This is a genomic window from Bacillus sp. FJAT-27001 (genome assembly GCF_019039175.1).
GTDB lineage: Bacteria > Bacillota > Bacilli > Bacillales > Bacillaceae > Bacillus > Bacillus velezensis.
Window position 1 is genome coordinate 447,815 of record NZ_JAHOAA010000002.1, and the last position, 24,651, is coordinate 472,465.

At 44.9% G+C, this 24,651-nt stretch carries 33 protein-coding genes and 1 tRNA gene; 26 read left to right on the forward strand and 8 right to left on the reverse strand.

Translation table 11 applies throughout. The features are described from left to right. The first annotated feature begins 39 nt into the window (after nt 1-39). The 6 genes from BGM27_RS06970 to pstB (BGM27_RS06995) all read left to right on the forward strand — a co-directional run bounded on the left by BGM27_RS06970 (nt 40) and on the right by pstB (BGM27_RS06995) (nt 6,726). Nucleotides 40-2,187 carry a peptidoglycan D,D-transpeptidase FtsI family protein gene (locus BGM27_RS06970; RefSeq protein ID WP_007408303.1) on the forward strand — a complete coding sequence of 716 codons (2,148 nt, stop codon included), beginning with the start codon at nt 40-42 and terminating at the stop codon, nt 2,185-2,187. Nucleotides 2,188-2,342: 155 nt separating this feature from the next. Beyond that, on the forward strand, nt 2,343-3,245 hold the full coding sequence (locus BGM27_RS06975) for a phosphate ABC transporter substrate-binding protein (protein ID WP_007408304.1): 903 nt from the start codon (nt 2,343-2,345) through the stop codon (nt 3,243-3,245). 48 nt (nt 3,246-3,293) lie between these two features. After that, nucleotides 3,294-4,223 (forward strand): phosphate ABC transporter permease subunit PstC, encoded by a 930-nt coding sequence (gene pstC / locus BGM27_RS06980; RefSeq protein WP_012117997.1) that lies wholly within the window; start codon nt 3,294-3,296, stop codon nt 4,221-4,223. After that, nucleotides 4,223-5,107, forward strand: a complete 885-nt coding sequence (gene pstA / locus BGM27_RS06985) for a phosphate ABC transporter permease PstA (RefSeq protein WP_007408306.1) — start codon at nt 4,223-4,225, stop codon at nt 5,105-5,107. Before pstC ends, pstA begins: the two co-directional genes overlap by 1 nt. Before the next feature lie 18 nt (nt 5,108-5,125). Next, entirely contained in the window at nt 5,126-5,932 is an 807-nt protein-coding gene (pstB, locus tag BGM27_RS06990; protein WP_007408307.1) for a phosphate ABC transporter ATP-binding protein PstB, read from the forward strand. Between the two features lie 11 nt (nt 5,933-5,943). Continuing rightward, nucleotides 5,944-6,726 carry a phosphate ABC transporter ATP-binding protein PstB gene (pstB, locus tag BGM27_RS06995; RefSeq protein ID WP_003153040.1) on the forward strand — a complete coding sequence of 261 codons (783 nt, stop codon included), beginning with the start codon at nt 5,944-5,946 and terminating at the stop codon, nt 6,724-6,726. 99 nt (nt 6,727-6,825) lie between these two features. Here the strand turns inward: pstB (BGM27_RS06995) and BGM27_RS07000 are convergent, their stop codons facing one another. Next, entirely contained in the window at nt 6,826-7,290 is a 465-nt protein-coding gene (locus BGM27_RS07000; protein ID WP_007408308.1) for an endolytic transglycosylase MltG, read from the reverse strand. Then, complete coding sequence (locus BGM27_RS07005; RefSeq protein WP_003153047.1) at nt 7,287-7,640, reverse strand: hypothetical protein; 354 nt, start codon at nt 7,638-7,640, stop codon at nt 7,287-7,289. Before BGM27_RS07005 ends, BGM27_RS07000 begins: the two co-directional genes overlap by 4 nt. Nucleotides 7,641-7,986: 346 nt before the next feature. Here BGM27_RS07005 and rpmG point away from each other — a divergent pair, with 346 nt between their 5' ends. The 3 genes from rpmG (at nt 7,987) to BGM27_RS07020 (ending at nt 9,013) form a co-directional block, all read left to right on the forward strand. Next, nucleotides 7,987-8,136, forward strand: coding sequence for a 50S ribosomal protein L33 (gene rpmG / locus BGM27_RS07010; protein WP_003153056.1), 150 nt, complete (start codon nt 7,987-7,989; stop codon nt 8,134-8,136). A 78-nt stretch (nt 8,137-8,214) separates the two neighbouring features. Beyond that, nucleotides 8,215-8,769: a 5-formyltetrahydrofolate cyclo-ligase gene (locus BGM27_RS07015; protein WP_007408310.1), complete on the forward strand. Its 555-nt coding sequence runs from the start codon at nt 8,215-8,217 to the stop codon at nt 8,767-8,769. Nucleotides 8,770-8,839: 70 nt separating this feature from the next. Then, a complete protein-coding gene (locus BGM27_RS07020; RefSeq protein WP_007408311.1) occupies nt 8,840-9,013 on the forward strand; it encodes a hypothetical protein in 174 nt (57 codons plus the stop codon). Between the two features lie 75 nt (nt 9,014-9,088). Here BGM27_RS07020 and nhaC read toward each other — a convergent pair whose 3' ends face one another. Continuing rightward, nucleotides 9,089-10,453, reverse strand: a complete 1,365-nt coding sequence (nhaC, locus tag BGM27_RS07025) for a Na+/H+ antiporter NhaC (RefSeq protein WP_007408312.1) — start codon at nt 10,451-10,453, stop codon at nt 9,089-9,091. Nucleotides 10,454-10,650: 197 nt separating this feature from the next. On the opposite strand from nhaC, the gene BGM27_RS07030 reads away from it, so the two are divergent. The 5 genes from BGM27_RS07030 to BGM27_RS07050 all read left to right on the forward strand — a co-directional run bounded on the left by BGM27_RS07030 (nt 10,651) and on the right by BGM27_RS07050 (nt 14,497). Continuing rightward, nucleotides 10,651-10,860: a YqgQ family protein gene (locus tag BGM27_RS07030; protein ID WP_007408313.1), complete on the forward strand. Its 210-nt coding sequence runs from the start codon at nt 10,651-10,653 to the stop codon at nt 10,858-10,860. Nucleotides 10,861-10,894: 34 nt separating this feature from the next. Then, the gene (gene glcK, locus BGM27_RS07035; RefSeq protein ID WP_003153068.1) at nt 10,895-11,857 is read left to right on the forward strand and encodes a glucose kinase GlcK; all 963 of its coding nucleotides are present in this window, start codon (nt 10,895-10,897) and stop codon (nt 11,855-11,857) included. Nucleotides 11,858-11,939: 82 nt separating this feature from the next. After that, nucleotides 11,940-13,067: a M14 family metallopeptidase gene (locus BGM27_RS07040; protein WP_007408314.1), complete on the forward strand. Its 1,128-nt coding sequence runs from the start codon at nt 11,940-11,942 to the stop codon at nt 13,065-13,067. 72 nt (nt 13,068-13,139) lie between these two features. Then, the gene (locus BGM27_RS07045) at nt 13,140-14,177 is read left to right on the forward strand and encodes a YqgU-like beta propeller domain-containing protein (RefSeq protein WP_007408315.1); all 1,038 of its coding nucleotides are present in this window, start codon (nt 13,140-13,142) and stop codon (nt 14,175-14,177) included. A gap of 5 nt (nt 14,178-14,182) precedes the next feature. Continuing rightward, entirely contained in the window at nt 14,183-14,497 is a 315-nt protein-coding gene (locus BGM27_RS07050) for an MTH1187 family thiamine-binding protein (protein WP_003153073.1), read from the forward strand. A gap of 32 nt (nt 14,498-14,529) precedes the next feature. On the opposite strand, the gene BGM27_RS07055 is transcribed toward BGM27_RS07050, so the two are convergent. Further along, on the reverse strand, nt 14,530-14,703 hold the full coding sequence (locus BGM27_RS07055) for a DUF2759 domain-containing protein (protein WP_003153076.1): 174 nt from the start codon (nt 14,701-14,703) through the stop codon (nt 14,530-14,532). A 153-nt stretch (nt 14,704-14,856) separates the two neighbouring features. Here BGM27_RS07055 and BGM27_RS07060 point away from each other — a divergent pair, with 153 nt between their 5' ends. Beyond that, on the forward strand, nt 14,857-15,495 hold the full coding sequence (locus BGM27_RS07060) for an MBL fold metallo-hydrolase (protein ID WP_007408316.1): 639 nt from the start codon (nt 14,857-14,859) through the stop codon (nt 15,493-15,495). A 39-nt stretch (nt 15,496-15,534) separates the two neighbouring features. On the opposite strand, the gene BGM27_RS07065 is transcribed toward BGM27_RS07060, so the two are convergent. Continuing rightward, a complete protein-coding gene (locus BGM27_RS07065; protein ID WP_003153078.1) occupies nt 15,535-15,780 on the reverse strand; it encodes a DUF2626 domain-containing protein in 246 nt (81 codons plus the stop codon). A 236-nt stretch (nt 15,781-16,016) separates the two neighbouring features. Here BGM27_RS07065 and BGM27_RS07070 point away from each other — a divergent pair, with 236 nt between their 5' ends. Next, nucleotides 16,017-16,397, forward strand: a complete 381-nt coding sequence (locus BGM27_RS07070; RefSeq protein WP_003153079.1) for a Spx/MgsR family RNA polymerase-binding regulatory protein — start codon at nt 16,017-16,019, stop codon at nt 16,395-16,397. Between the two features lie 64 nt (nt 16,398-16,461). On the opposite strand, the gene BGM27_RS07075 is transcribed toward BGM27_RS07070, so the two are convergent. Continuing rightward, nucleotides 16,462-16,532 (reverse strand) — tRNA-Gln (locus BGM27_RS07075). A 71-nt stretch (nt 16,533-16,603) separates the two neighbouring features. Here BGM27_RS07075 and BGM27_RS07080 point away from each other — a divergent pair. After that, nucleotides 16,604-17,434: an STAS domain-containing protein gene (locus tag BGM27_RS07080; RefSeq protein ID WP_007408317.1), complete on the forward strand. Its 831-nt coding sequence runs from the start codon at nt 16,604-16,606 to the stop codon at nt 17,432-17,434. A 37-nt stretch (nt 17,435-17,471) separates the two neighbouring features. Here BGM27_RS07080 and BGM27_RS07085 read toward each other — a convergent pair whose 3' ends face one another. Beyond that, nucleotides 17,472-18,773, reverse strand: coding sequence for a hemolysin family protein (locus BGM27_RS07085; protein ID WP_007408318.1), 1,302 nt, complete (start codon nt 18,771-18,773; stop codon nt 17,472-17,474). Nucleotides 18,774-18,918: 145 nt separating this feature from the next. On the opposite strand from BGM27_RS07085, the gene BGM27_RS07090 reads away from it, so the two are divergent. From BGM27_RS07090 to BGM27_RS07130, 9 genes are all read left to right on the forward strand, one after another. Further along, entirely contained in the window at nt 18,919-19,869 is a 951-nt protein-coding gene (locus BGM27_RS07090; RefSeq protein ID WP_007408319.1) for a magnesium transporter CorA family protein, read from the forward strand. A 191-nt stretch (nt 19,870-20,060) separates the two neighbouring features. Continuing rightward, nucleotides 20,061-21,131 (forward strand): competence type IV pilus ATPase ComGA, encoded by a 1,071-nt coding sequence (gene comGA / locus BGM27_RS07095; protein ID WP_007408320.1) that lies wholly within the window; start codon nt 20,061-20,063, stop codon nt 21,129-21,131. After that, nucleotides 21,118-22,155, forward strand: coding sequence for a competence type IV pilus assembly protein ComGB (gene comGB, locus BGM27_RS07100; protein WP_007408321.1), 1,038 nt, complete (start codon nt 21,118-21,120; stop codon nt 22,153-22,155). The genes comGA and comGB overlap by 14 nt, the downstream gene beginning before the upstream one ends. Nucleotides 22,156-22,159: 4 nt before the next feature. Beyond that, nucleotides 22,160-22,468 (forward strand): competence type IV pilus major pilin ComGC, encoded by a 309-nt coding sequence (gene comGC / locus BGM27_RS07105; RefSeq protein ID WP_003153087.1) that lies wholly within the window; start codon nt 22,160-22,162, stop codon nt 22,466-22,468. After that, entirely contained in the window at nt 22,458-22,895 is a 438-nt protein-coding gene (gene comGD, locus BGM27_RS07110) for a competence type IV pilus minor pilin ComGD (RefSeq protein ID WP_007408322.1), read from the forward strand. The genes comGC and comGD overlap by 11 nt, the downstream gene beginning before the upstream one ends. Next, on the forward strand, nt 22,879-23,193 hold the full coding sequence (gene comGE, locus BGM27_RS07115; protein WP_007408323.1) for a competence type IV pilus minor pilin ComGE: 315 nt from the start codon (nt 22,879-22,881) through the stop codon (nt 23,191-23,193). Before comGD ends, comGE begins: the two co-directional genes overlap by 17 nt. Then, nucleotides 23,102-23,602, forward strand: coding sequence for a competence type IV pilus minor pilin ComGF (comGF, locus tag BGM27_RS07120; protein WP_258566475.1), 501 nt, complete (start codon nt 23,102-23,104; stop codon nt 23,600-23,602). Before comGE ends, comGF begins: the two co-directional genes overlap by 92 nt. After that, entirely contained in the window at nt 23,603-23,980 is a 378-nt protein-coding gene (gene comGG, locus BGM27_RS07125; RefSeq protein WP_007408325.1) for a competence type IV pilus minor pilin ComGG, read from the forward strand. Between the two features lie 56 nt (nt 23,981-24,036). Next, nucleotides 24,037-24,216 carry a YqzE family protein gene (locus BGM27_RS07130; protein WP_003153093.1) on the forward strand — a complete coding sequence of 60 codons (180 nt, stop codon included), beginning with the start codon at nt 24,037-24,039 and terminating at the stop codon, nt 24,214-24,216. Between the two features lie 39 nt (nt 24,217-24,255). Here BGM27_RS07130 and BGM27_RS07135 read toward each other — a convergent pair whose 3' ends face one another. Further along, nucleotides 24,256-24,585, reverse strand: a complete 330-nt coding sequence (locus tag BGM27_RS07135) for a DUF3889 domain-containing protein (RefSeq protein WP_020954231.1) — start codon at nt 24,583-24,585, stop codon at nt 24,256-24,258. Between the last annotated feature and the right edge of the window lie 66 nt (nt 24,586-24,651).

Genomic DNA, 24,651 nt, shown 5'->3' on the forward strand with positions numbered 1-24,651 from the left:
AGGTGTCATTTCTTTCTGTAAATAAGAAAAGGTGATGTCATGAGGAGAAATAAAAAGAAAATAGCTGTAAACAAAGAAAAGAAAAAATCACTGCCGATCCGGCTTAATTTTTTGTTTTTGGCTGCGTTTCTTATTTTCACTTGGATTATCGTCGAGCTTGGCATCAAGCAGATCGTTCAGGGTGATGATTATAAAAACGCCGCTAATAAGCAGGAGGAGTCTGATGTCAGCACGGCGGTTCCGAGAGGGAAAATTTACGACCGGAACCTAAATCCCATCGTAACGAATAAAGCATTAAATGCGATTACATATACACGTTCAGCCTCAACCACCCAGGCGCAGCGTTTGAAAATCGCAAAAAAACTGTCGGGTATGATTAAGGTAAGCACCAAAAAGGTGACTGAGCGGGATAAAAAAGACTATTGGATGTTAACGAGGCCTGATGAAGCGAAAAAACTGATTACGGCCGAAGAAAAGCAAAAAGCTGAAGACAAAAAACTGTCTGACGATGATTTATATCAGCTTCAGCTGAAACGTATCACAGACAAACAGCTGAATGAGCTCACTTCAAAAGATATGCAGATCCTTGCGATCAAAAGGCAGATGGATTCAGGCTACTCACTGACGCCTCAATACATCAAAAATGAAGGGGTGTCGGCAAAAGAAATGGCCGTCGTCAGCGAACATTTGGATGAACTGCCGGGAGTTGACGTGACGTCTGACTGGGAACGGTCTTATCCAAATAAAGGGTTGTTAAAATCAGTTCTCGGCAGTGTCTCGAGCTCCAATGAGGGACTCCCTTCAAATCTTCTTGAGCATTATTTGTCACTCGGCTACAGCAGGAATGACAGAGTAGGAAAAAGTTATTTAGAGTATCAATATGAAAATCTGCTGCAGGGCCAAAAAGAGAAAGTGAGAAATGTGACAGATTCCTCTGGAAACGTAACAGATACAGAAACGGTTTCAAAAGGTAAAGCCGGGGATGATTTAGTGCTCACTATAGATACCGAATTGCAAAAAGACGTTGAAAAAATTATTGAGAAAAATTTAAGGGCTGCAAAGGCAAGACCGAGTACACAGTTGCTTGACAGAGCATTTGTCGTAATGATGGATCCCCGTAATGGAGAAGTGCTTACAATGGCGGGTAAACAGATTAAACAAGCAGGCGGCAAATATAAAATTGATGATTATGCACTAGGAACAATGACTTCCTCTTATAACATGGGCTCAGCTGTAAAAGGGGCAACATTGTTAACAGGTTATCAAACAGGTGCTATTAAAATCGGAAATATATTTACGGATGAAGTTTTAAATATTAAAGGCTCCCCTCCTAAAAAATCGGTAAGTGTAATGGGGCCGATAAATGATTTAACTGCACTTGAGCGTTCATCTAACGTTTATATGTTCAAAACTGCGATTGCAATTGGTAAGGGTAAATATATATCAGGACATTCACTTCCGCTTGATTACAGCGCATTTGATAAATTTCGTTATTACTTCAGTGAATTCGGTTTAGGGGTAAAAACAGGAATTGATCTGCCTAACGAAGCTACAGGATATGTGGGAACTAAAAGACAGTCAGGTTTCTTACTTGATTTTGCGATTGGCCAATATGACACATACACTCCGCTTCAAATGGCTCAGTATGTATCGACCATTGCTAATGGCGGCTATCGTATGAAGCCCCAAGTCGTGAAAGAAGTAAGAAAACCTTCAAAAAAAGGTATCGGGGCAGTCGTTGAATCTGTTAATCCGGAAGTGATGAACCGTCTTGATATGACGGAAAATGAAATTAAACGTGTTCAACAAGGTTTTAAACTTGTTATGAATGGAGCTCAAGGGACTGCGAGAGCAAATTTTGCTAATAAAAGTTATCACCCAGCCGGTAAAACTGGAACAGCACAAGCTTTCTATGATGGACCTATAAAATCAAGAACTGGTGCTTCTACTTATAACACAACTTTGGTGGCTTATGCTCCTGCTGATCATCCTGAAGTTGCTATTTCGGTAGTGGTTCCATGGGCTTATGAAAATTACAATGATAGGTATTCAATAACTAATGACATCGGGGAAGCAGCTCTGGACAAATACTTTGAGCTGAAAAAGAAGCAAGAAGATAATAATACGAAGCAGAAAAACGAAGATAAAATTCAGGAAGACGCTGAAAACGGCAATACAAACAACTAATAGAAAAACGCTCACAATCTGTGAGCGTTTTTTTTATACAAAAAAACATCCGGATTTACAAAACCTTAACACTTGATTTATACGCATTTTACAAGAACCCTTTACTCTAGACCTGTAGGACAAATTACACATTAAATGCAGGGGGAATTCAGGAAATGAAAAAAAACAAATGGATGCTTATGCTTCTGATGGCTGCTGTTATGATTGTTGCTGCAGCATGCGGAAATGCAAAGGAAAGCGGCAAGACAGACAGTCAATCTGCAAGTGAGGATAAAAAAGCATCAGGTTCTTTAACCATTTCTGGTTCATCAGCCATGCAGCCGTTAGTACTGGCAGCGGCGGAAAAGTTTATGGAAAAACATCCGGATGCTGATGTGCAGGTGCAAGCGGGAGGTTCAGGAACAGGTCTTTCGCAAGTGTCTGAAGGGGCAGTGCAAATCGGCAACTCAGATGTCTTTGCTGAAGAAAAAGAAGGCATTGATGCAAAAGCCCTAAAAGACCACCGAGTAGCGGTAGTGGCGATGGCGGCTGCGGTCAACCCCGGTGCGGGCGTAAAGGATATAACCAAAAAACAGCTGACAGACGTCTTTACAGGAAAAATTAAAAACTGGAAAGAGCTTGGCGGTAAAGATCAAAAAATTACACTCGTGAACCGTCCTGATTCATCAGGAACACGCGCTACGTTCGTCAAATACGCGCTTGACGGAGCAGATCCTGCTGAGGGCATTACAGAGGATTCCTCCAATACAGTCAAAAAAATCATTGCGGAAACGCCGGGAGCAATCGGTTATCTGGCATTCTCTTATATAAACGATGACAAAGTAACGCCTTTATCGATCGGAGGCATCAAACCGGAAGAGAAAAACGTCGTCACAGGCGAGTATCCGATTTGGGCTTACGAGCACTCTTATACGAAAGGTGAAGCGTCAGGCCTTACAAAAACGTTTCTTGACTATATGAACAGCGATGAAGTACAGAAAAGTATCGTAAAAGATCAAGGTTACATTCCGATCTCTGATATGAAAGTCACACGTGACGCAAACGGCAAGCAAAGCTGAGGGGAGGGCGGGCTCCCCGCCTCTTCTTCCTTATAGGAGTGTAAACAAATGATAAATCACAGAGAAAAAGAGTCTGTAAGCGAACGCTTAATAAGCTCAAAACAAAACAGGCAAATGGATGAAGTCCGCGGAAGGGTGATTGTGTCTGTGTGTGCCGCGATTATCATTGCGGCATCAGCGGCGATCACAATTTTTCTCGGCATAAAGGGGCTGCAATCTTTTTTTGTAAATGGTGTAAGCCCGATTGAGTTCTTAACAAGTCTGAATTGGAATCCAACCCAGGCAAAACCTGAGTTCGGCGCGCTGCCTTTTATTTTCGGATCATTTGCGGTCACGGTTCTGTCCGCTCTGATCGCAGCGCCCCTCGGTATTGCGGGTGCCGTGTTTATGACGGAAATTGCGCCGACTTGGGGAAAAAAGGTGCTGCAGCCGGTAATTGAGCTGCTTGTCGGCATTCCGTCCGTCGTTTATGGATTCATAGGTCTTACAGTATTGGTTCCGTTTATCGGCTCTTTTAAATCAAGCGGAACGGGTCACAGCCTTCTGGCGGGGACGATCGTACTCTCGGTAATGATTCTGCCGACTGTTACATCGATTTCCGCTGATGCGCTTGCGTCACTTCCGAAACACCTTCGCGACGGTTCATATGCGCTTGGTGCGACGAGGTGGCAGACAATCAGAAAGGTGCTTATCCCGGCGGCGTTTCCGACATTGCTGACCGCTGTCGTGCTCGGGATGGCAAGAGCGTTCGGAGAAGCACTCGCCGTACAGATGGTTATCGGAAATACAAAGCTTCTGCCGGAAAGCCTGCTTGATACGGCGGGAACATTAACGACGATTATTACGTTAAACATGGGCCATACCACATACGGCAGTATTGAAAATAATACGTTATGGTCTATGGGGCTTGTTCTTCTCATCATGTCGTTTCTGTTTATATTGCTCATACGCTACTTGTCGTCTAGGAGGAAAGTGTAATGAACCGGAAAATAACGGATAAATTGGCCACCGGTGTATTCGGGTTATGCGCCGCTGTAATTGCGGCGATTTTGGCAGGATTGTTTTTGTACATTCTTATTCACGGCGTCTCTGAAATCTCCTTGCATTTTCTTACGTCAAAATCGAGCGCCATTGCGTCAGGCGGCGGAATACGGGATCAGCTTTTTAATTCCTTTTACATTCTGTTTATCACCATGCTGATCACGATACCGCTTGGTGTGGGGGGCGGCGTCTTTATGGCTGAATATGCGCCCCAAAATAAAATCACTGATTTTATCAGAACGTGTATTGAGGTTCTGTCTTCGCTTCCGTCCATTGTCATCGGGATGTTCGGCATGCTGATGTTTGTAAACCTGACCGGATGGGGCTACACGATTATCGGAGGCGCGCTCGCATTAACGGTCTTTAACCTTCCCGTTATGGTCCGGGTGACAGAAGGCGCGCTCACTGCAGTTCCTAAGGAGCTGAAAGAAGCTTCTCTCGCTTTAGGCGTATCGAGATGGCATACCGTCAAAACGGTGCTGATTCCGAGTGCGATTCCTTCGATTTTAACCGGAGCCATTCTCGCATCAGGAAGAGTATTCGGAGAAGCGGCCGCATTGTTATTTACAGCGGGACTGACAACGCCGCGGCTGAATTTTACGGATTTGAACCCGTTTTCTGAATCATCTCCTTTCAACATTTTCAGGCCGGCTGAGACGCTGGCGGTTCATATATGGAGTGTCAATACGCAGGGAATCATCCCTGACGCCGAAGCGATTGCAAACGGCGGCTCCGCGGTGCTGGTGATTTCGGTGCTCTTGTTTAACCTTTGTGCAAGATGGCTCGGATCTGTCATTTATAAAAAGCTTACGGCAAATTAATCGGAAAGAGGCGAAAACATGATTGATCACATCATCAGGGAACAAGCGGAACAGACAAAGCGTTCGCCGGAGTCTTCAATTTTGGAAGTGAAGCATTTATCAATTTATTACGGTGACAAACAAGCGGTTAAAGATGTAAACATGGATATTGAAAAACATGCGGTGACGGCTCTGATCGGTCCGTCCGGCTGCGGGAAATCAACATTTTTGAGACAGATTAACAGAATGAACGATGCCATCCCTTTTGCAAGAAGCGAGGGAGAGATCCTTTATGAGGGGCTGAATATTTTGGGGGAAGCGATTAATGTCGTGTCTCTCAGACGGGAGATCGGTATGGTGTTTCAAAAACCGAATCCGTTCCCGAAATCCATTTACAATAACATCACACATGCGCTGAAGTATGCGGGGGAACGCAGGAAAGCCGTTTTGGATGATGCGGTCGAGGAAAGCTTAACGAAGGCGGCGCTTTGGGATGAAGTTAAAGACCGGCTTCATTCATCGGCTCTTTCGTTATCAGGCGGCCAGCAGCAGCGTCTTTGTATCGCCCGTACGCTTGCGATGAAACCTGCCGTACTTCTTTTAGATGAACCGGCCTCAGCTCTGGACCCTATTTCAAACGCCAGAATCGAGACGCTTTTGACAGAACTGAAAAAAGATTATTCGATTATTATCGTTACGCATAACATGCAGCAGGCGCTGAGGGTGTCTGACCGAACGGCTTTCTTTTTAAACGGGGAAGTGGTGGAATACGGGCAGACAGAACAAATTTTCACGAGTCCTAAAGCGCAAAAGACAGATGACTACATTAACGGAAAGTTCGGATAGGGGGAAGGACTGTGAGCCTTGTGAAGGAAGCGGTGCACACACAGAATTTATTTGATATTCACGGCATGAACGTATGGTACGGAGCCCACCAGGCTTTAAAAGACATTACGATCGGTTTTGAGGAGCGGAAGGTAACTGCGATCATCGGTCCGTCCGGCTGCGGGAAATCCACTTTTATTAAAACATTAAACTTAATGCTGCAAATGGCCCCGAATGTCAAAGTGACAGGCGACATGATCTATAACGGACGCAATCTGCTGAAAGAAAAGACGGATGCGGCAGAATTAAGAAAACAGATCGGTATGGTGTTTCAAAAAGGCAATCCGTTTCCGCAGTCGATATTTGAGAATGTCGTGTACGGTCCGAGAATTCACGGCGAAAAAAATAAAAAGAAACTGCTTGAAATCGCCGAGGAATCTTTAAAGGCCGCCGCGCTCTGGGATGAAGTGAAAGATCGCCTTCACCAGCAGGCGCTTTCACTGTCAGGCGGTCAGCAGCAGCGGCTGTGCATCGCAAGGGCGCTCGCCACAAAACCGGACGTCCTTCTGATGGATGAACCGACGTCCGCTCTTGATCCCGTGTCCACGCGGAAAATAGAAGAGCTGATTTTGACATTGAAAGAAAAGTATACAATCGTCATTGTGACGCACAACATGCAGCAGGCTGCGAGGGTCTCTGATCAAACCGCGTTTTTCTATATGGGCGAACTGGTAGAGTGGGGGGATACGGGCAAAATATTTTCTCAACCGGATCATCAAAAAACACATGATTATATCACCGGAAAATTCGGATGAAAAAAACGGGCCCGGCCATTGACCGGGTCCGTTTTATACTGCCTATTAAAAAAGCCTGCCGGCCATATCCATCTGAATGGACGATGCCTGCAAGCTTTTTTAGCGGGTTAATGTTTTGACGATTTTTTTAAAGCTCATATCTGAGTCGACTTTGAAATGGCCGGCGCGGATTTCTTTATGGTAGCCTGCGTCAATGACGTAATCATTAAAGTCCTTCGCTGAAGGAATAATCCCTTCTTTTTCAAGAATGGATGACACATCAGCAGTGCTCATTCCGTCTTTAATCGTCAGTTTGTATGTTACTTTTTTCTTTTTGGCGTCTGTGTTTTGGTCGTTGTTTAACGATTTTTCTTTAGAATCAAGCAGTTTTTGATAGTCATCCCGGTTGACGGAGACTTTTTGCTGATCGTCGAGGTAGCTGTTTACTTCTTTTTCTGTCAATGCTGTTTTTTCGGTTTTAACGGCGGCTGCCTGGTCATGGTCAGTCAAATAGAAGACAGCGGCGAGAACGGCCGTCGCTAAAATCATGCCTGCTGCAAAAGCCTGAATGCCCCGTTTTGTCATACGAGCACCTTCTCATTATCTTTAATAATGGTATTGACGTCCTCGACAGACACGTGCTCCGCTTTTGCGATGGCTTCCGCAGACATTCCGTTGTTATATTTTGAAATGATTTGTTTGGCGATTTTTTGGTTAATGCCGCTGCTTTTGGCTTTGCGGATCACGAGGTTGGTTTCCAGCAATTCTTCTTCAAGCACCGTCATTTTCTTTTTCAACTTGTAAATTTCCTGCATGGCGGAAAGCTGAAGCGTTTCAAGCTCCTGTTCCACGTCTTTCATCGGATCTCTTTGAGAATATGAGAATGCAATAAGCGCTATACTGACGATAAACAACGCAATAATAGCAATTTCCACGTTTCATCACCTTCTATTATTAATTTGCCCTTCTTTTTTATACCATAAAACGCCGCCATTCTAAAGGAAATAGAGAAAAAAACGGAATTTTGTCGGGAAATCTTTTTTATTCGGGGAGCAAACGGTTATTTCTCTATAGATTTCGTATCAGAAAGTCCTTTTTTGTCCTGTTTCGTCATATTTTCCCTTCATTTGACGCAAGCTCATTCAGAGGATCAGAAGCATAAACTGATGTTTTCTGCACTTAAACAACATTTCATGTAAATCACTCTAGCATTCCGTCCATTATAGTGGTATTATATATAAGTCTGAATAAGTAAATGATATTTAGTTTGGAGGGAAAATAATGCGCGTTAATATTACTTTGGCTTGCACTGAATGTGGTGAGCGTAACTATATTTCTAAAAAGAACAAACGCAACAATCCGGACCGCGTTGAATTTAAAAAATATTGCCCACGTGATAAAAAATCTACGTTACACCGTGAAACAAAATAAGCTGTTTAAAACAGCGGAAAAAGCTGGAGCTTTCAATAAAGTTCTGGCTTTTTTGTCTTTCAGGGAGGTTTGAGAAACGTGAAAGCACAAATCAGAACCGCTATAAAAGCAAAGCTTTCTGACATGACAGAAAGTGAATGGGAGAAAAAATGCCGAAGCATGCGTGAAACGCTGTTTTCTTTAAAAGAATGGAAACAGGCCCGCGTGATTGCCGTTACCATCTCGACACGCCTGGAAATTCCGACACGGCCGATTATTGAACAGGCCTGGAAAGAGAAAAAACAAGTCTGTATCCCAAAATGCTTTCCGCAGACGGGAGCGATGGAGTTCCGTACATTTTCTGCGTATGATCAGCTGGAAACCGTATATGCGGGCCTCAGTGAACCGATCGAGAGCCAGACGGAAAAAGCCGCCCCAAATGACATTGACCTTGTGATTGTGCCCGGCGTGGCTTTTGACCGGGAAGGCTTCAGAATCGGATACGGCGGAGGATATTATGATCGGTACCTCTCCGGTTATAAAGGCCGTACCGTGTCGCTTCTCTTTGACTGCCAGCTGACAGACCGCATTCCCCGCATGCCCCACGATATTCCGGTCGATATGATCGTGACTGAATCTGAAACCATCGCTTAATCGCATAAAAAACTTCTTGCACCGGAATAATTCTCGCTGTTTGACAAACGATAGGGGCAGGAGGGATAAGATGAAAAAATTGTTGATCTACTCATTATGCGCCGTATCTGTTTTAGCCGTTTACCAAAACCGCTACCGTCTGATGAACAGCGTGCTCAGCCAGCCGGGGATCAGACGGTCATTCATTCATTTCTTTTTAAAAATACCGTTTATCAGAAACAAATTCATTCAGCAGGCATTTTAAACAAATCCCGTTTTTCAGCGGGATTTTTTGCATAAGAAAACCTGCCGGTAAAAAACGGCAGGTTTTCTCGTATTGTCAGCTTTTTTTCAGGAAACCGAGCAGAATTGAGATCATAGGAGAAATGTACAGGAAAAAGGTAAACGGCAGGTAGTCGATGACGGAAACCCCTAATGCGCTTGCCATAAAAGCGCCGCTTACTCCCCAGGGAATCAGCGGGTTGATCAATGTTCCGCCGTCCTCAAGCGACCGCGCAAGGTGAATCCGCTTAATGCTGAGCTTGTCATATAAAGGTTTATAAGATTGACCCGGAATTAAGATCGACAAATACTGCTCACCTGTCGCAAGGTTTACGCCTATACTTGAGAAGACGGTCGCCATGACAAGACGTCCTTTCGTATGCACGCCTTTTATCAATCCTTGAAGCAGCGCCGCGATCAGGCCCGTTTTTTCCATCAGGCCGCCGAGCGCAAAGGCGATCATGATCAGAGAGACTGATCCCATCATCGATTGGAGCCCGCCTCTGTTGATAATGCTGGCCACAGCCTGGTCGCCGGTTTTAAACGCCGTCCCGCTTTGCAGGGCGGATATAAATCCTTGAATGCTGCTGTCAGGAATAAAAACAGCAGTCAGAAGCCCTGCGGAAATAATACCGGCGGTAAGCACCGGAATCACGGAAACCCGTCTCACAGCTAAAATGATCACCAACAGAGGTGAAAGAAGCGACCAAGGCGTAACGTGCACGGCCTCTTTTATTCCGGAAATGACCGCCTCAATATTTTGCGTTGAAGCGGCATTTATTGAAACCGATGAACCGAGAATATAAAAAAGAACAATCGTGATCAGCAGTGCCGGAACGGTAGTGCCCATCATATGGCGAATATGCTTAAAAATCGGAATTTCGCCGATTCCGGCGGCAAAATTCGTCGTGTCGGACATCGGTGACATTTTATCACCGAAACAAGCCCCGCAAATGACTGCTCCCGCCGTCCATTCGAGCGGAACTCCCGCCGCGCTTGCTACCCCTAACAGCGCGACGCCGATTGTACTGACAGTTGTCAGACTTGAGCCGACAAGCGTGCTGATAATCATGCAGGAAAATAATGCGGTCAAAAGCAGCAGACTCGGCTGTATAATCGACAAAGCGTAAACGGTGACGGTGGGAATGGCGCCGCTGTACATCCAGGCGCCGATCAGCACACCGATCAAAGCCAGCACGATAATCGGCTGCACACCGTTTTTCAATCCGCTGACAATTCCTTTCTCAAGACTCTCCCACGAGAAACCGAGCCACAAACCTGCCAGAGACAGAATAATGACGCAAAAGAACAGCGGCATATGCGGCTCTGTATGAAAGAAAAACAGGCAGGAAATAATGACTGCTAACATCAAGACAAATAAACTGATGGCTGAGATGAACGTCAGCCTTTTTTCTTGTTTCAAAACAACACCCCATCAAACTTTAATCCTTTTGTGCTTTTGGGCACGAAAGTATTGTAACAGAAAAACGCATAAATGAGTGTTTTTTTACAATTGCGAATATACAATTTATGAAAATAATACAAGGATATTTTCTCCAATCGTTTTTTGCTTGACGCCCGGATCAGTGATGAAATACGCTTATACTAAGAAGAATAGAAATGGTGAAGAAGATGAATTCATTTTATGACGTGCAGCAGCTGTTTAAGTCATTCGGACATATCGTTTATTTCGGTGACAGACAAGCCGAAATTGACTTTATGAAAGATGAATTAAAGGAAATGTACTTGTCAAACGTGATTGAAAGAGAATTATGGCAAAAAGCCGCCGGAGTTCTTCAGAGAGAATCGGAGCGGATCAAAGGCAGATAACACAGCAGGATTTTAATAAGAAAAGGAGATTATTATGGAAGATACATGGTTTGCGGGGATTGATCTTGGCGGAACAACCATCAAGCTGGCCTTTATCAACATGTACGGTGAAATTCAGCATAAATGGGAAGTTCCGACCGATAAATCAGGAAACACAATTACGGTCACGATCGCCAAAGCGCTTGACCAGAAGCTGGAAGAACTGAACAAGCCGAAACGGATCGTAAAATGGATCGGAATGGGAGCGCCCGGACCCGTGGAAATGACGACGGGGATGGTCTATGAGACGACAAATATGGGGTGGAAAAACTATCCGCTGAAAGACCATCTCGAGGCGGAAACGGGTATTCCGGCCGTCATTGAAAACGATGCCAATATCGCAGCGCTCGGAGAAATGTGGAAGGGTGCAGGTGACGGGGCTAAAGATGTCATTTTAGTGACGCTCGGAACCGGAGTCGGCGGAGGCATCATCGTCAACGGAGAAATCGTTCACGGCAAAAACGGGGCCGGCGGAGAAATCGGTCATATTTGCAGTATTCCGGAAGGAGGAGCTCCGTGCAACTGCGGAAAATCCGGCTGCATCGAAACGATTGCGTCCGCAACCGGCATCGTCCGCATCGCGAAAGAAAAGCTTGCGGCGGTTTCCGACTCTTCGCTCTTACAAGTGCGCGATCTGACAGCACGTGACGTGTTCGAAGCGGCTAAACAGCAGGATAAGACAGCGCTTGAAGTCGTCGATTATGTCGCAAAACATTTAGGCCTCGTGCTCGGAAATCTGGCAAGCGCCATGAATCCGACGAAAATCGTGCTCGGCGGAGGCGTCTCCAAAGCGGGTGAAATCCTGCGGTCAAAAGTGGAAGAGACTTTCAAAATCACCGCGTTCCCGCGTTCTGCGGAAGCGGCCGATATTTCGATTGCGGCACTTGGAAATGACGCCGGAGTCATCGGCGGGGCGTGGATTGCCAAAAATGAATGGCTCAAACATCAAAACTGCTGAAGAAAGTCAGCCTGCCCATATCGCGGGCGGCTTTCTTTTTTTATCTCCCCAGTCATATAGTTTTTAAAAAAGGGGGATGAACATGGCGGGAATTCGTGTCAAACCTGAATTGAAACAGCATATGAAAGATATTGCAAAGGTGCTTTCAATTGATGAAAAACTGTTGAAAGCCGCTGATAAAACGGCGGAAAACGATGAATTATTTTGTCCCGGCTTTGCCGTGAGCGGGCAGTCAGAGGGTCCGCCGCTTGAGACGCTGAGCGGGCTTTCGCGATACATCCGGCACTGTGAAAGGATTCTTTCCGCTGATCAATGGGTGAAGGAAGAAAAGGTGTACGGCTCCGAATCGGTTTATGAAGAAATTGAGAAAATAACGGATGTCTTTCCGTTTGTCACGTGCCGTAAAATCGGCAGTTCCGTATTGGGAAAGCCGCTTTATGAGCTGAAAATAGGTGCGGATACGGCTGAAAGAAAAGTCCATGTAAACGCCTCATTTCATGCCAATGAATGGATCACCACCTCGGTCGCGCTTAAATGGTGTAAAGAATATTGCGCGGCATTATGCGAAAATAAAACCGTTTTCGGGCACTCTGCGCTTGATATATTCAGCCTGACATCATTGTCATTCGTTCCGCTCGTAAATCCCGACGGTGTTGATCTCGTACTTTACGGATGTGAAGATTTATCAGAAAAAAATGAATTTCTTAATCGATTAAATGAACACCGCCCGGATTTCCGCGAATGGAAGGCGAATATAAACGGTGTGGATTTAAATAAACATTTCCCATCCAATTGGGATATTGAACAGAGGCGCAAACCGAAAGCCCCTTCATACCGTGATTTTCCGGGGACGGCGCCGCTCACTGAACCGGAGGCGCAGGCGATGCACCGGCTGATAACGGAGCAGCCGCCTGACCGGCTGATCGCTCTTCATACGCAGGGAGAAGAGATTTATTGGGGATACGAAGAATGTGAACCGGAGCAATCATCCCGGATGATTCGGGAGTTTGAAGCGATAAGCGGAAACCGCTATCAAGGCGTTAAAACCATTGACAGCCATGCGGGTTTTAGGGATTGGTTTATACAGCAGTATGGAAAAGAGGGCTATACCATTGAGCTCGGGAAGGGAAAAAACCCTTTGCCTTTTCATCAGTTTGCTGATATTTATCAAGCGACGGAAGGTATTTTGTGGAGGTCGCTTGTTTTTTGAGACATCTGTGAAATTTCTCATTTGTTTACATAAACAAATATGGGACAATAGAAAAGAATGGAGGGAAGGCTGGTGAGATACTTGGTTTGTGTTCTGCTGTCCGCATTCGTTCTGTGTTTAGCGGCCTGTGAACCATCTCATCAGCAGCAAGACACAGGCGTTTCGGCAAAATCGGCAGAACAGAAAATCGTTCCGCTCAGTAAAAAGGAAGCGGAGAAAACGGAAGGATGGCTGGATAACAGAACGATCCTGTATACAGCACATCATCAGCTGATGAAATATGATCTTTTCAGCGGAAAATCCGAACGGCTCTATGAAACAAAGGGCAATATTGTCAATGTAAAGATCAGCCGGAAAAAACAGCTGATTCTCGTACAGGTGACAAGCAGCGGTCAGACTGAGCTTGTGCTTATGAACAAGCAGGGGAAAAGACTTTATCACAAAGCCTTTAACTCTTATGAACTGGAGACGGCTTGGAATCCGTATGACCCGTATCAAATGATGATTACCGTTTTTACTGAAACATGGGACTTCACTGCCTATACGGCCGATATGAACAACGGCATTTTAAAAAAGAGTCCCGTTCAGGCCCCTTTTGTCCATTGGACATCCACTGATGAATTCCAATATATCAAGCAAGGAAAAACGGAGGAAGAGGGTCCTTTATATTCTTATGACTTGCAGACAAAAAAAGAAAAAAGAGTGCTTCATCACGTCATCTGGGCCGATTCCCGCCCGGGCATGACGATTGCCGTCAGACAAACGGATCAATCGGACGGAGACGGCGAGTTCCTTTTCCAAAAGCCGGCATCCGTGACGTACCGCTTTCCTCTCCAAAAAAAGTATGAGAGCTTTGCGCCGATGGAATATGATTACGATCAGACACACAAGCGGTTTTACATATTTAAGCCTGAAGGCCGCTCTTACAATCTGATCAGTTTTGACTTAGGAGACGAACGGGAGCGGACGGTGCTCAAAAACACGGAAATGGAGCCGATTCAGATCTCTCCGAACGGGGAATACGCTTTATACGGCTTTACGTATGACCGTCTGATTTCACTGAAAACAGGCATGACAGAACCAATCATAACAAATGAAAAAGGAGTTTGAACCAAATGGCAATTGCAGATGTGACAATCATTCCGATCGGAACAAAAACACCGAGCGTCAGTGAGTATGTAGCGGATGTGCAAAACATTTTGGAGGGTTACAAAGCTGCCGGCAAGATCAAATTTCAGCTCACGCCGATGAACACTTTGATTGAAGGTGAGCTGAGCGACTTATTCGCAGTCATTCAGGACATTCACGAAGCCCCGTTCCAAAAAGGGCTGCACAGAGTGGCGACAAATATCCGCATTGATGACAGACGTGATAAAGAAACGACACTGGAGAGCAAAATCAAAAGTGTCAGCAAACATTTGCAGCAATAAAAAATAAGCCTGTATCCATTGGATACAGGCTTTTAATGTGCAGTAGGATAGCCGCTGGTTACAACGGTCATTACGGTAAACCAGCCAAACACGCCCAGCGTGGCGGCGGCTAACAAAAATCCCAGGATATTTCTCTGTCTGACAGCCCGCAGGACTCCTAATACAGCTAATAATGCGACAAGGCCGAAGATTACAACAAGTAACATCATGCTCCTCCTTTGTCATTGGAACCTGAAAATCTTTCCATTTCATTTTAACCGTTTTCATTTTGTTTGTCGATAGCGTTTTCCCGCCGCATTCATTGAATCTTCCGCAGAAAACCTTCATAATAAGGGCATATACATAAAGAGGTGATGAAAGTGAAATGGAGACGAATGCCGGCCGGTCCGATTCAGGCAAACGCGTATTTTCTTGTCAGTGAGGATCAGTCCTGTCTTATTTTTGATCCGGGCGGGGAAGCGGACAAAATCAACAATTACATAAAAGAAAACAATCTGAAGCCGCTGGCTATCTTACTGACGCACGCCCATTTTGACCATATCGGCGCGCTTGACGAAGTAAGAGACAGATGGGATGTTCCCGTATATCTTCACAAAAATGAAGAAAAGTGGCTGGAGGACTCTTCCTTAAACGGATCAGGCATATTGCGGGGCATCGCCGTAACGGCACGGCCCGCCGAACGGCTCATCGAAGGCGACGGCATTTTGGACATCGGGCCTTTCCATTTGGAGACATTGTTTACGCCGGGACATTCACCGGGAAGCGTTTCTTATTATGTGAAGGACGCGGATCTGGTGATTTCAGGTGATGTGCTCTTTCAGGGAGGCATCGGCCGAACTGATTTACACGGCGGAAGTCAGGACGTATTGCTTGAGTCCATTCATCAAAAACTGCTCACGCTTCCCGGACATACACTTGTATTAAGCGGGCACGGGCCGGAAACGGACATCCAGACAGAGCAGGAGCGAAACCCGTTTATCAATGGTTTTTCACTGTAAATGAAAAAAGACAGACCATAATCGGTCTGTCTTTTTCTGTCAGTGGGTTCCGCCGCCCGGTGTCATAATAAAAATAGAGTAATATGTAAATCCGGCGAAAAATACGGTTAAGTAAGCTCCGAAAATATAAATATACATCCGCTCAGTCAGATTCAAATAAGAAAGAAATACGAAAAAGATCGTCTGTCCAAAAAACAAAAGTGAAGCGTCTTTCATGCCCCCTAAAAAAAACATGACTGCAAATATCCCCGTCCAAAATCCTAACACCCGGAACATGCGATTCATTCCTTATCCCCTCCCGAGAGTCTATCTGAAGTTTATTATAATAGATCGGCACTCGAAATGTAAACATTTTCATGATTATATTTATTGTGGAATTTATGTCTTTCCCTGTGTTTTATATCTTATGCCGCCCTCTGAAAAAGATCCGAAAAATCTTTTTGAAATATGTTTAATGAAAAAAAGTTCAGGGTACTTATGTTAACAAAGAGACGGATTATCCGAGGGAGGAATTTTTAAAAATGAAAGAACTTATTTTTTATTCATACCCGAGCTGCACATCATGCCGAAAAACGAAACATTGGTTAAAAGCCCACAATGTTGACTTTCAAGAGCGCCATCTATTCAGGGAGACACCGACAATTGATGAATTGAAGCAGATCTTATCATTAACGACTGAAGGAATTGATGAAATATTGGCGACGAGAAGTCAAACATTTAAAAATCTCAACCTGAACATTGAAGAAATGACTGTAAATGAAGTGCTGAAGCTTTTGACTGAGAAGCCGAAACTGCTGCGGCGTCCGATTCTGATCGATCGAAATAAGCTCGTTATCGGATACAATCCGGGAGAACTGATGAAGCTGACGAAGAAAAAAACGGTACATCAATCTGTATCATAAGAGAAAAACGAAGATCCGCTGATCAAAATTTATCAGCTAATCTTCGTTTTTTGCGGTTGCGGGACTGGGCTAGCTGGATTCGAACCAACGATCACGGAGTCAAAGTCCATTGCCTTACCGCTTGGCTATAGCCCATCGGATGTAATTACAGTATGTGCGTCCGGCGCCGATTTATACATACAAAGGAATTTGAATGGAGGAGACACGTGAAACATTTGAGTGAAACATTATCTCGAACCTTAATTGAAGAATCAGGTGAAATCACACGCCAGTGGCTGCTCATACCAAAATCGGGGCGGCCTTCAGATGATCAGAAAGCGGAAATGCAGCACCGTCTGTTAATTGAAATCGTTGCCGGCATTTTATCGGAAAAAGACGGCGGGGAAGAGGAGCTGACAAAATGGGCGCTTCAGTTCGCAAGGGACCGGGCCGTCCATGAAGTACCGGTCTATGAAAGCGTCACGAGCTTTAAAGAATTCCGGAGATTGGTCTGGAACCGCATACAGACGTGCTGTGAAACAATGTCTGAGAAGCCTGGGGCGAATGCGGTATTCCATTGGGGAGAGAAGCTGAACAAAGCAATTGACCATATGATTGAAGTATTTACAGAGGAATATTATAAAGTGACGGTTACACAATTAAACGCCCAAAAAGAAATGATTAACGAACTAAGCGCGCCGATTATGCCGATTGCCGACGGTATTGGAATTTTGCCGCTCGTCGGCGAAATTGACACCTACCGGGCAAAAATGATTTTGGAATCGGTGCTTGACCAATGTTCTTCACTCCGTCTTTCTTATTTATTTTTAGATATATCAGGTGTGCCGATTGTGGATACGATGGTCGCTTATCAGATTTTTAAAGTGATTGACAGCACAAAACTTCTTGGCATAGAAACGACAATCTCAGGCATCAGGCCGGAAATCGCGCAGACCGTCGTGAAGCTCGGCATCGATTTTTCTCAGGTGAAAACGGAGCAGAGTCTGGCGAAAGCGCTGGCAAAAAACGGATTTATCGTAAAAGAATCATTAAGATGATAAAAAGCTGAATGGCCGGGAGGGATGTCTCCCTCAGCTATTCAGCTTTTTCAGCTTCAATCGTAATGATATGATGGCTGTCGATTTCTTTTACCGTAAATGTGTAGCCTTCAAAATCAATGGTGCTCCCGGGCTTCGCGTCAATATGCTGAGTAAGAAACCAGCCCCCGAGTGTATCGACTTGATCAGCCGTAATCTCTGTTCCGAGTACATCATTGACGTCGCTGATCAGCAATTTGGCGTTCAGGAGATAGCGGTTCTTCCCAAGCTTTTGAACGGAAGGTGTTTCATCCGTATCAAATTCGTCGCGGATTTCGCCGACGATCTCTTCAATGATGTCTTCCGCCGTTACTAATCCCGCGGTTCCGCCGTACTCATCAATGAGAATGGCCATATGGGCGTGTTCCCGCTGCATTTTAACGAATAATTGATAAATCGGAATCGTCTCAATCACATGGATCGCCGGCTGGATGTAAGGGCTGAGTTCGTGTTTTGTAAACGCCGCTCCTTCTGACAGGAATCTGAATAAAACTTCTTTTATATTGATGATGCCGACTACATGATCTTTATCTCCTTTTACTACGGGATACCGGGTATATTTATTTGTTTTGATAATGTCCCGGAGCATATGTCCCGATCCGCTGTCTAACGGCAGACTCACCATTTCATTCCGGGGCACCATAATTTCTTTGGCAGTGCGCTTATCAAATGTAAAAATGTTATTTACGTAATGCAGCTCGCTTTTTTTGATCATGCCGCTTCGATAGCTTTCGGCAAGGAGCACCCGCAATTCCTCTTCCGTATAAGCCATTTCATGTTCGGAAGCAGGCTTCAAGCCGAACATGGCTGTAATCAGGCGTGCGGAATGATTGAGCAGCCAGATGAACGGAAACATTAACTTATAAAACAAAATCATCGGTCTGGCAGATAAAAGTGTAATCCGCTCGGCTTTTTGGATAGCAAAACTTTTCGGGGCGAGTTCGCCGATGACGACATTCACATATGTAACCAGCAGAAAGGCGATGATTAATGACAGTACTTGGGCAACCGCTTCGTGAACTCCGGTTTTTAAAAATAACGGCTGAAGCATTGCTTTGACTGTCGGTTCACCCAGCCAGCCGATCCCCAAAGCGGTGACGGTGATGCCCAATTGGCACGCCGATAAATATTCATCGAGGTGTGTAATGACATGCTTGGCTGCTTTTGCTCCTTTTACATTTTCCTCAATGAGCTGATTAATGCGGGAGCGCCTTGCTTTAACGATTGAAAACTCTATGGCGACAAAACACGCCGTTAATAAAATAAATAGTACGATGGCAGATAGTTTGATGATATACAATGTAACGCCTTCCGCGAAGGAAGGCTTGCACCTCCCTTTTTTCGGAATAATACCACTGTAGAAAGCTGCTCAAACATCGAGCCTGGTTTAGCCCGCCTCATTTACGGTAATAAAACAAGAAAGCGATACTGGAGGATGACAAGAGATGAAGGTACATTCGGGAGCGGACTGGCTGTGGTACCAGCTCGGTCCGCATGAAAAAACGGAAGCGAAAAAAATGATCCATCACAATCACTGGCCGCAATGCGAAAAGTGGTTTGAACATGAAAATCATATAAACTTTCTGCGCTCAGATACAAATGATCAGAATAATGAAGCGGTTTTCGGTTCTTTAATCTATCATCAAGGATTAGATGATGAAAAAAACCATACCGTATTTCACTTTTATATTACGAGAGACTTCTTTTTTACGATTAATTTTGATTTTTCGCTGCTGCGCGGTGTAAAAGAAAAGCATGCCACACAGCAGATTCAAACCTGTGAAAATCCGATTGAAGGCTTTTTTGTTCTGCTGGGAGAGCTGATGAATTCCTATCTGATCGGACTGGATGAATTTGAAGTCAAGCAGCGGACGCTGAAATGGCAGATTCATGATGACAACAGCAAAGGAATCTTGGAAAATGTGCATAAATTGCGCCATGAGCTGTTCATTTGGAAAGGTCTTACACTGGGGGCTAAAAAAGTGGAAATGGCTTTAAAAGAAGCGTTTCTTCCGAAAAATGACAGGCAGAAAGATTACCTCAGAGCTCATCAAAAGATGGAAAGAGGAATTACATATATCAATGAGTTTGATCAGGAATTGAGCAATCTGCTGCACGCCGAGGAAGTCATTACCTCCCAAAGAGGAAATGAAATTGTGAAAGCCTTGACGATCTTTACAACTCTCTTTACCCCGATGACGGCGCTTGGAGCTCTCTGGGGGATGAACTTTGATAACATGCCGGAGCTTCATTGGAAATATGCGTATATTTGTTCCATCGTGCTCATTATTGTATCAACCCTGCTGATTTATATTTATCTGCGGCAGAAAGGCTGGACAGGGGACATTTTGAGGGAGCATCAAAAAAAATATTTGCGGAAAGAAAAGAAACGCTAAGAAGAGCAGGCATACGCCTGCTTTTTTGATGGCTGAAAATGGCCGAATGGTTCCGGATTTCATTCGGTAAATCAATGTCAGGGGGCTTATTTTTTATTTTTTTACGTTTTACACAGTGTAAAACGCATAATCTCTCCTTTGCCGGCTTTTGTGTATCTGATTTACAATACGTGCGGAAGGAGGGAAGTCTTGTGGAAAATATTGAAACATACAGCAGGAACATCATAAATGAGGCCTATACGGCAAGGGCTTCAGATATACACATTGTGCCGAGAGAAAAGGATGCTTTCATTCATTTTCGCATCGGCCATGCTCTTGTGAAAAAAAGAGTCTTAAAAAAAGAGGAATGCGTAAGGCTTATTTCTCATTTCAAGTTTTTATCGGCCATGGATATAGGAGAAAGACGTAAGCCGCAAAACGGGTCATTGTCTCTGCCGCTTCCGACGGAAACCGTTCATTTGAGAATGTCAACCTTGCCGACAATGAATGATGAAAGTCTTGTCATCAGGCTTTTGCCTAAGCGGCAGATTCCCCCTTTGGATAAACTGTCCTTATTTCGGGGGGCGGGCGCCGCACTATTGTCCTTTCTGAAGCATTCGCACGGCCTGCTTCTGTTTACCGGCCCGACCGGCTCTGGAAAAACGACTACTCTTTACTCGCTTGTCAACTATGCAAAAAGGCATTTCAACCGGCGGATTGTCACGCTTGAAGACCCCGTAGAAACAAGAGATGAGGATGTGTTGCAAGTTCAGGTGAATGAAAAAGCCGGAGTCACATATTCCGCCGGTTTAAAAGCGATTTTAAGACATGATCCCGATATGATCATCTTAGGGGAAATCAGGGATGCCGAGACGGCTGAAATCGCAGTCCGCGCGGCCATGACGGGACACCTCGTTCTTTCAAGCCTGCATACAAGAGATGCTAAGGGCGCCATATACAGGCTGCTGGAGTTCGGCGTGAACATGACAGAAATTGAACAAACCGTCATTGCCATTGCCGCTCAGCGTCTGGTTGATTTAACATGTCCGTTCTGCAAAGAGGAAAACTGTTCCGTGTACTGCCGGATGTACAGACAGACACGCCGTGCGGGCATTTATGAACTGCTCTACGGGAAAAACCTCACCCAATGCTTTCAGGAAGCAAAGGGAGAGCACGCCAATTTTCAATATCAGACGCTCCGCAGGCTGATCAGAAAAGGAATCGCGCTCGGCTATGTCACGACCGACAATTACGATCGGTGGGTGTATCATGAAGCGGATTAAACGAACCTGGCCCTTGAAGGATCAAGCGGCTTTTTTGAAAAGGCTCGGTGAAATGACGGAAAAAGGATACAGTCTGATTGAAGGGCTCAGACTGCTGCAACTACAGCTGCATAAACGTCAGCTTGCAGAGCTGACGGACGGAATCCGCCGGCTGAGGGAAGGTGATGCGTTTTACCAAGTGCTTGAGGCACTGTCTTTCCACAAAGAAGCCGTCTCTATCTGCTATTTCGCGGAGAAACACGGAGAATTGCCGGGGGCGATGAAACAAAGCGGCGACTTGTTACAGAGAAAGCTCATGCAGACGAATCAAATCAAAAAAATGCTCCGGTATCCGGTGTTTTTAATTTCTTCCGTCTGTGTCATGTTTTATATCCTGCAAAGTTTAATTATTCCGCAGTTTTCTGGGATTTATCAATCAATGAATATGAATACATCCCGTACGACTGCTTTCATCTTTGCATTTTTTCGGCATTTTCATGAAGCCTGCGCACTGGCGCTGTCCGCCGCTTTCTGCTTGTTTTTGTACGTTTGGTTCTTATGTAAAAAAAAATCCCCGCAAGATAAAATGCTGATTGTTGTGAAAATACCACTATTAGGAAAAGCGGCCGTTCTTTTTAACAGCTACTTTTTCTCTTTACAGCTCAGCAGTCTTCTGAAATCCGGCCTATCTATCTATGACAGCTTAACAGCTTTTAAAGAGCAATCTTTTCTGCCTTTTTATCGTGAAGAAGCAGAGATGCTCATTACACGTCTGAAAGCCGGAGAAACCATAGAATCCGCTCTTTCCGGGCATCCGTGTTATGAAAAAGACCTTGCGGCTGCAGTCAGCCACGGACAGGCAAACGGCCTGCTTCACCGCGAACTTTATACGTACAGCCAGTTTATGATGGAGCGTCTTGAACAAAACGCGGCGAAGTATACCAGCATTCTCCAGCCTGTCATTTACGGTGTTGTGGCCGGTATGATTTTAATTGTCTACATGTCAATGCTGATGCCGATGTACCAGATGATGAACCAAATGTAAGGGAGTGCTTCGTCTGAAAAATCAAGATGGATTTACTTTAATTGAAATGCTGATCGTTTTATTTATCGTTTCCATTCTGCTTTTAATCACCATTCCTAACGTTACAAAACATAATCAAAGCATTCAGCATAAAGGCTGTGAAGGACTGCAGAATATGGTGAAAGCCCAAGTGACGGCGTACGAAATCGACCATGAAGGTAAAATGCCGGATATGAACGATTTACAATCAGAGGGGTATATCAAAAAGAATACAGCCTGCCCGAATGGTAAACAGATCTTAATTAGTGGCGGAGAAGTTACAGTTGAACAATAACAGGCGGACAGAAAATGGGTTTACCCTTCTTGAAAGCCTGATTGTGTTAAGCCTGGCGTCCGTCCTGCTGACGGTTTTGTTCACGACGGTTCCGCCGGTCTACACCCACCTTGCCGTGCGGCAAAAAACAGAACAGCTCCAAAAAGATATTCAGCTTGCTCAGGAAACGGCTATCGCAGAACATAAAAGAACAAAGATCACTTTTCTTCCAAAAGAGCATAAATACAAACTGCAGTCAGGCGGAAGGATTGTCGAGCGTTCCTTTGATTCGCTTCACATTACACTTGTGACTTTACCGGAGAGCCTTGAATTTAACGAAAAAGGCCATCCGAATTCGGGAGGAAAGATTCAATTGAAGAGCGCCGGGTTCACCTATGAGATCACAGTTTACTTAGGGAGCGGAAATGTCCATGCTAAACGGAAATAAGGGGTTCTCTACTATTGAAACACTATCAGCAATGGCCATTTGGCTGTTCCTTATGACGTCTATCATTCCGGTCTGGACGGGCATGCTGACTGATGGTCTGAAAATAGAAGATCGCCATGAAGCGTACCAGCTTCTTCAGAAACATATCAGCACTTATATGATGACCGGAAAAAAGCCGCCGTCTCCCGGTGTGAAGTGGAAGGAGGATGGTGAGTATTACAAAGTGTGTACGGCTGACCGCAGCGAAAAAGAAATGTGCCTCAGCATTCTCAAAACAGACTGGCTTTACGCTTCTTAATGTTTTGTTCTCCTTGGCAGTCTGTCTTTTCCTATCAGGCACCTTGGGCCCGATTTTACATCTGTTTTTATCAAACCGGACCGATAACGGCGGATTAGACAGCCGGGAGCATCAAATTGCCGTTCAGCAGATCATGAACGAATGTAAACAGGCTGAGACTGTGAAGCCGGCGGACGGCGGACGGGCGTTAGCATGCCGGAAAACAGGAGGCGAAGAAGTGCGTTTTGAAATTTATCATAAGATGATAAGGAAAAGAGTAAACGGAAAAGGCCACGTGCCGATCCTGCAAAACGCGGCATCATTAACGGCTGATGTGAAAAACGGCCTGCTCTTATTAGAGATCTCAAGCGTTGCAGGTAAAAAGAATCAGGCGGTCATTCCGGTTTACAGCTTTTTTAAAGGTGATTAAATGTACAAATCTGACGGTTTTATATATCCCGCGGTTCTGTTTGTTTCTGCCGCAGTTTTACTTGTCATCAGCTATACTTCATCTGATTTCATCACCCGAAAAACATTTGCAAAAGAGGCCGGGGAGTACTGGACCGGAGAGAACCTGCTCCAAAACGGCGCGCTGCTGTCAAGCCGCCATATGACACAGGGACAAAGGGTCCAAACTGGTACACAGCGTTTTCCGTATGGCACCGTTTCTTTTCACATCACGGGGAGTGATCGGCGGGAAACGGTTCAGGTTACAATTCAGGCGGAAACCACGACAGGAACGAGACGGGAGGCTCACCTTTTGTTCGATCAGAAGAAGAAACAGCTGATTCAATGGACGGAAGTATAAAAAAGAGGCGGCGGGACAACACTTCATAGTAAAGACAGCACTATGAGGTGAGAGCCGTGAAAACAAATGATTATGTAAAATATATGACTGAGCAATTCGTTAAATATTTCGATACGCCGAAACAGGAACGGAGAGAGCGAAAAGAAGTGCGGAAAGAAAAGAAAGTGCCGGCTTCTCAGCACTGGTTCGGAATATTGCCGTATAGTTTTAAGCTGTGGATGCAGCGGAAAAAATAAAGTGAATCACACGAAAGGTCCTCCTGATACAGGAGGGCCTTATTGGTATTCCTCAATGACGGCAATTTTATTTACCTTTTGGCTGTAGGGATTAAAAGAAATCGTAACAAACACGCCAAATTCTTTTTCGCCATCCCGCAATGTCAAGTGGTATTGCTTGACTGCTTCGTCCGTTCTTTTCCGATCCCACACCTTTTGAATAAATAACGTTTGGGCGAGCGGATATCTTTTTTTAGCTTCCTTTTCTGCTAACTTTTCCCATTTTGATTTATGGTGAACAGCATAATAAGGCACCGTTTCCGCCTGAGCTGTTCCTGAAACCCCGAAAACAAGAAGAGAAAGGCAAATCAGACTTTGTTTGATCATCATTCTTCGTCCTTTCGCTGTATATACTTTCCATTTTGTTCTAGGCACCTCGTTATTTTCTCACGTTTT

Coding starts and splice junctions, on each gene's coding strand:
- BGM27_RS06970 (WP_007408303.1), top strand. CDS start 40: ATGAGGAGAAATAAAAAGAAAATAGCTGTAAACAAAGAAAAGAAAAAA.
- BGM27_RS06975 (WP_007408304.1), top strand. CDS start 2,343: ATGAAAAAAAACAAATGGATGCTTATGCTTCTGATGGCTGCTGTTATG.
- pstC (WP_012117997.1), top strand. CDS start 3,294: ATGATAAATCACAGAGAAAAAGAGTCTGTAAGCGAACGCTTAATAAGC.
- pstA (WP_007408306.1), top strand. CDS start 4,223: ATGAACCGGAAAATAACGGATAAATTGGCCACCGGTGTATTCGGGTTA.
- pstB (WP_007408307.1), top strand. CDS start 5,126: ATGATTGATCACATCATCAGGGAACAAGCGGAACAGACAAAGCGTTCG.
- BGM27_RS07000 (WP_007408308.1), bottom strand. CDS start 7,290: ATGACAAAACGGGGCATTCAGGCTTTTGCAGCAGGCATGATTTTAGCG.
- rpmG (WP_003153056.1), top strand. CDS start 7,987: ATGCGCGTTAATATTACTTTGGCTTGCACTGAATGTGGTGAGCGTAAC.
- BGM27_RS07020 (WP_007408311.1), top strand. CDS start 8,840: ATGAAAAAATTGTTGATCTACTCATTATGCGCCGTATCTGTTTTAGCC.
- BGM27_RS07030 (WP_007408313.1), top strand. CDS start 10,651: ATGGTGAAGAAGATGAATTCATTTTATGACGTGCAGCAGCTGTTTAAG.
- glcK (WP_003153068.1), top strand. CDS start 10,895: ATGGAAGATACATGGTTTGCGGGGATTGATCTTGGCGGAACAACCATC.
- BGM27_RS07040 (WP_007408314.1), top strand. CDS start 11,940: ATGGCGGGAATTCGTGTCAAACCTGAATTGAAACAGCATATGAAAGAT.
- BGM27_RS07050 (WP_003153073.1), top strand. CDS start 14,183: ATGGCAATTGCAGATGTGACAATCATTCCGATCGGAACAAAAACACCG.
- BGM27_RS07055 (WP_003153076.1), bottom strand. CDS start 14,703: ATGTTACTTGTTGTAATCTTCGGCCTTGTCGCATTATTAGCTGTATTA.
- BGM27_RS07065 (WP_003153078.1), bottom strand. CDS start 15,780: ATGAATCGCATGTTCCGGGTGTTAGGATTTTGGACGGGGATATTTGCA.
- BGM27_RS07070 (WP_003153079.1), top strand. CDS start 16,017: ATGAAAGAACTTATTTTTTATTCATACCCGAGCTGCACATCATGCCGA.
- BGM27_RS07090 (WP_007408319.1), top strand. CDS start 18,919: ATGAAGGTACATTCGGGAGCGGACTGGCTGTGGTACCAGCTCGGTCCG.
- comGB (WP_007408321.1), top strand. CDS start 21,118: ATGAAGCGGATTAAACGAACCTGGCCCTTGAAGGATCAAGCGGCTTTT.
- comGE (WP_007408323.1), top strand. CDS start 22,879: ATGCTAAACGGAAATAAGGGGTTCTCTACTATTGAAACACTATCAGCA.
- comGF (WP_258566475.1), top strand. CDS start 23,102: ATGGTGAGTATTACAAAGTGTGTACGGCTGACCGCAGCGAAAAAGAAA.
- comGG (WP_007408325.1), top strand. CDS start 23,603: ATGTACAAATCTGACGGTTTTATATATCCCGCGGTTCTGTTTGTTTCT.
- BGM27_RS07135 (WP_020954231.1), bottom strand. CDS start 24,585: ATGATGATCAAACAAAGTCTGATTTGCCTTTCTCTTCTTGTTTTCGGG.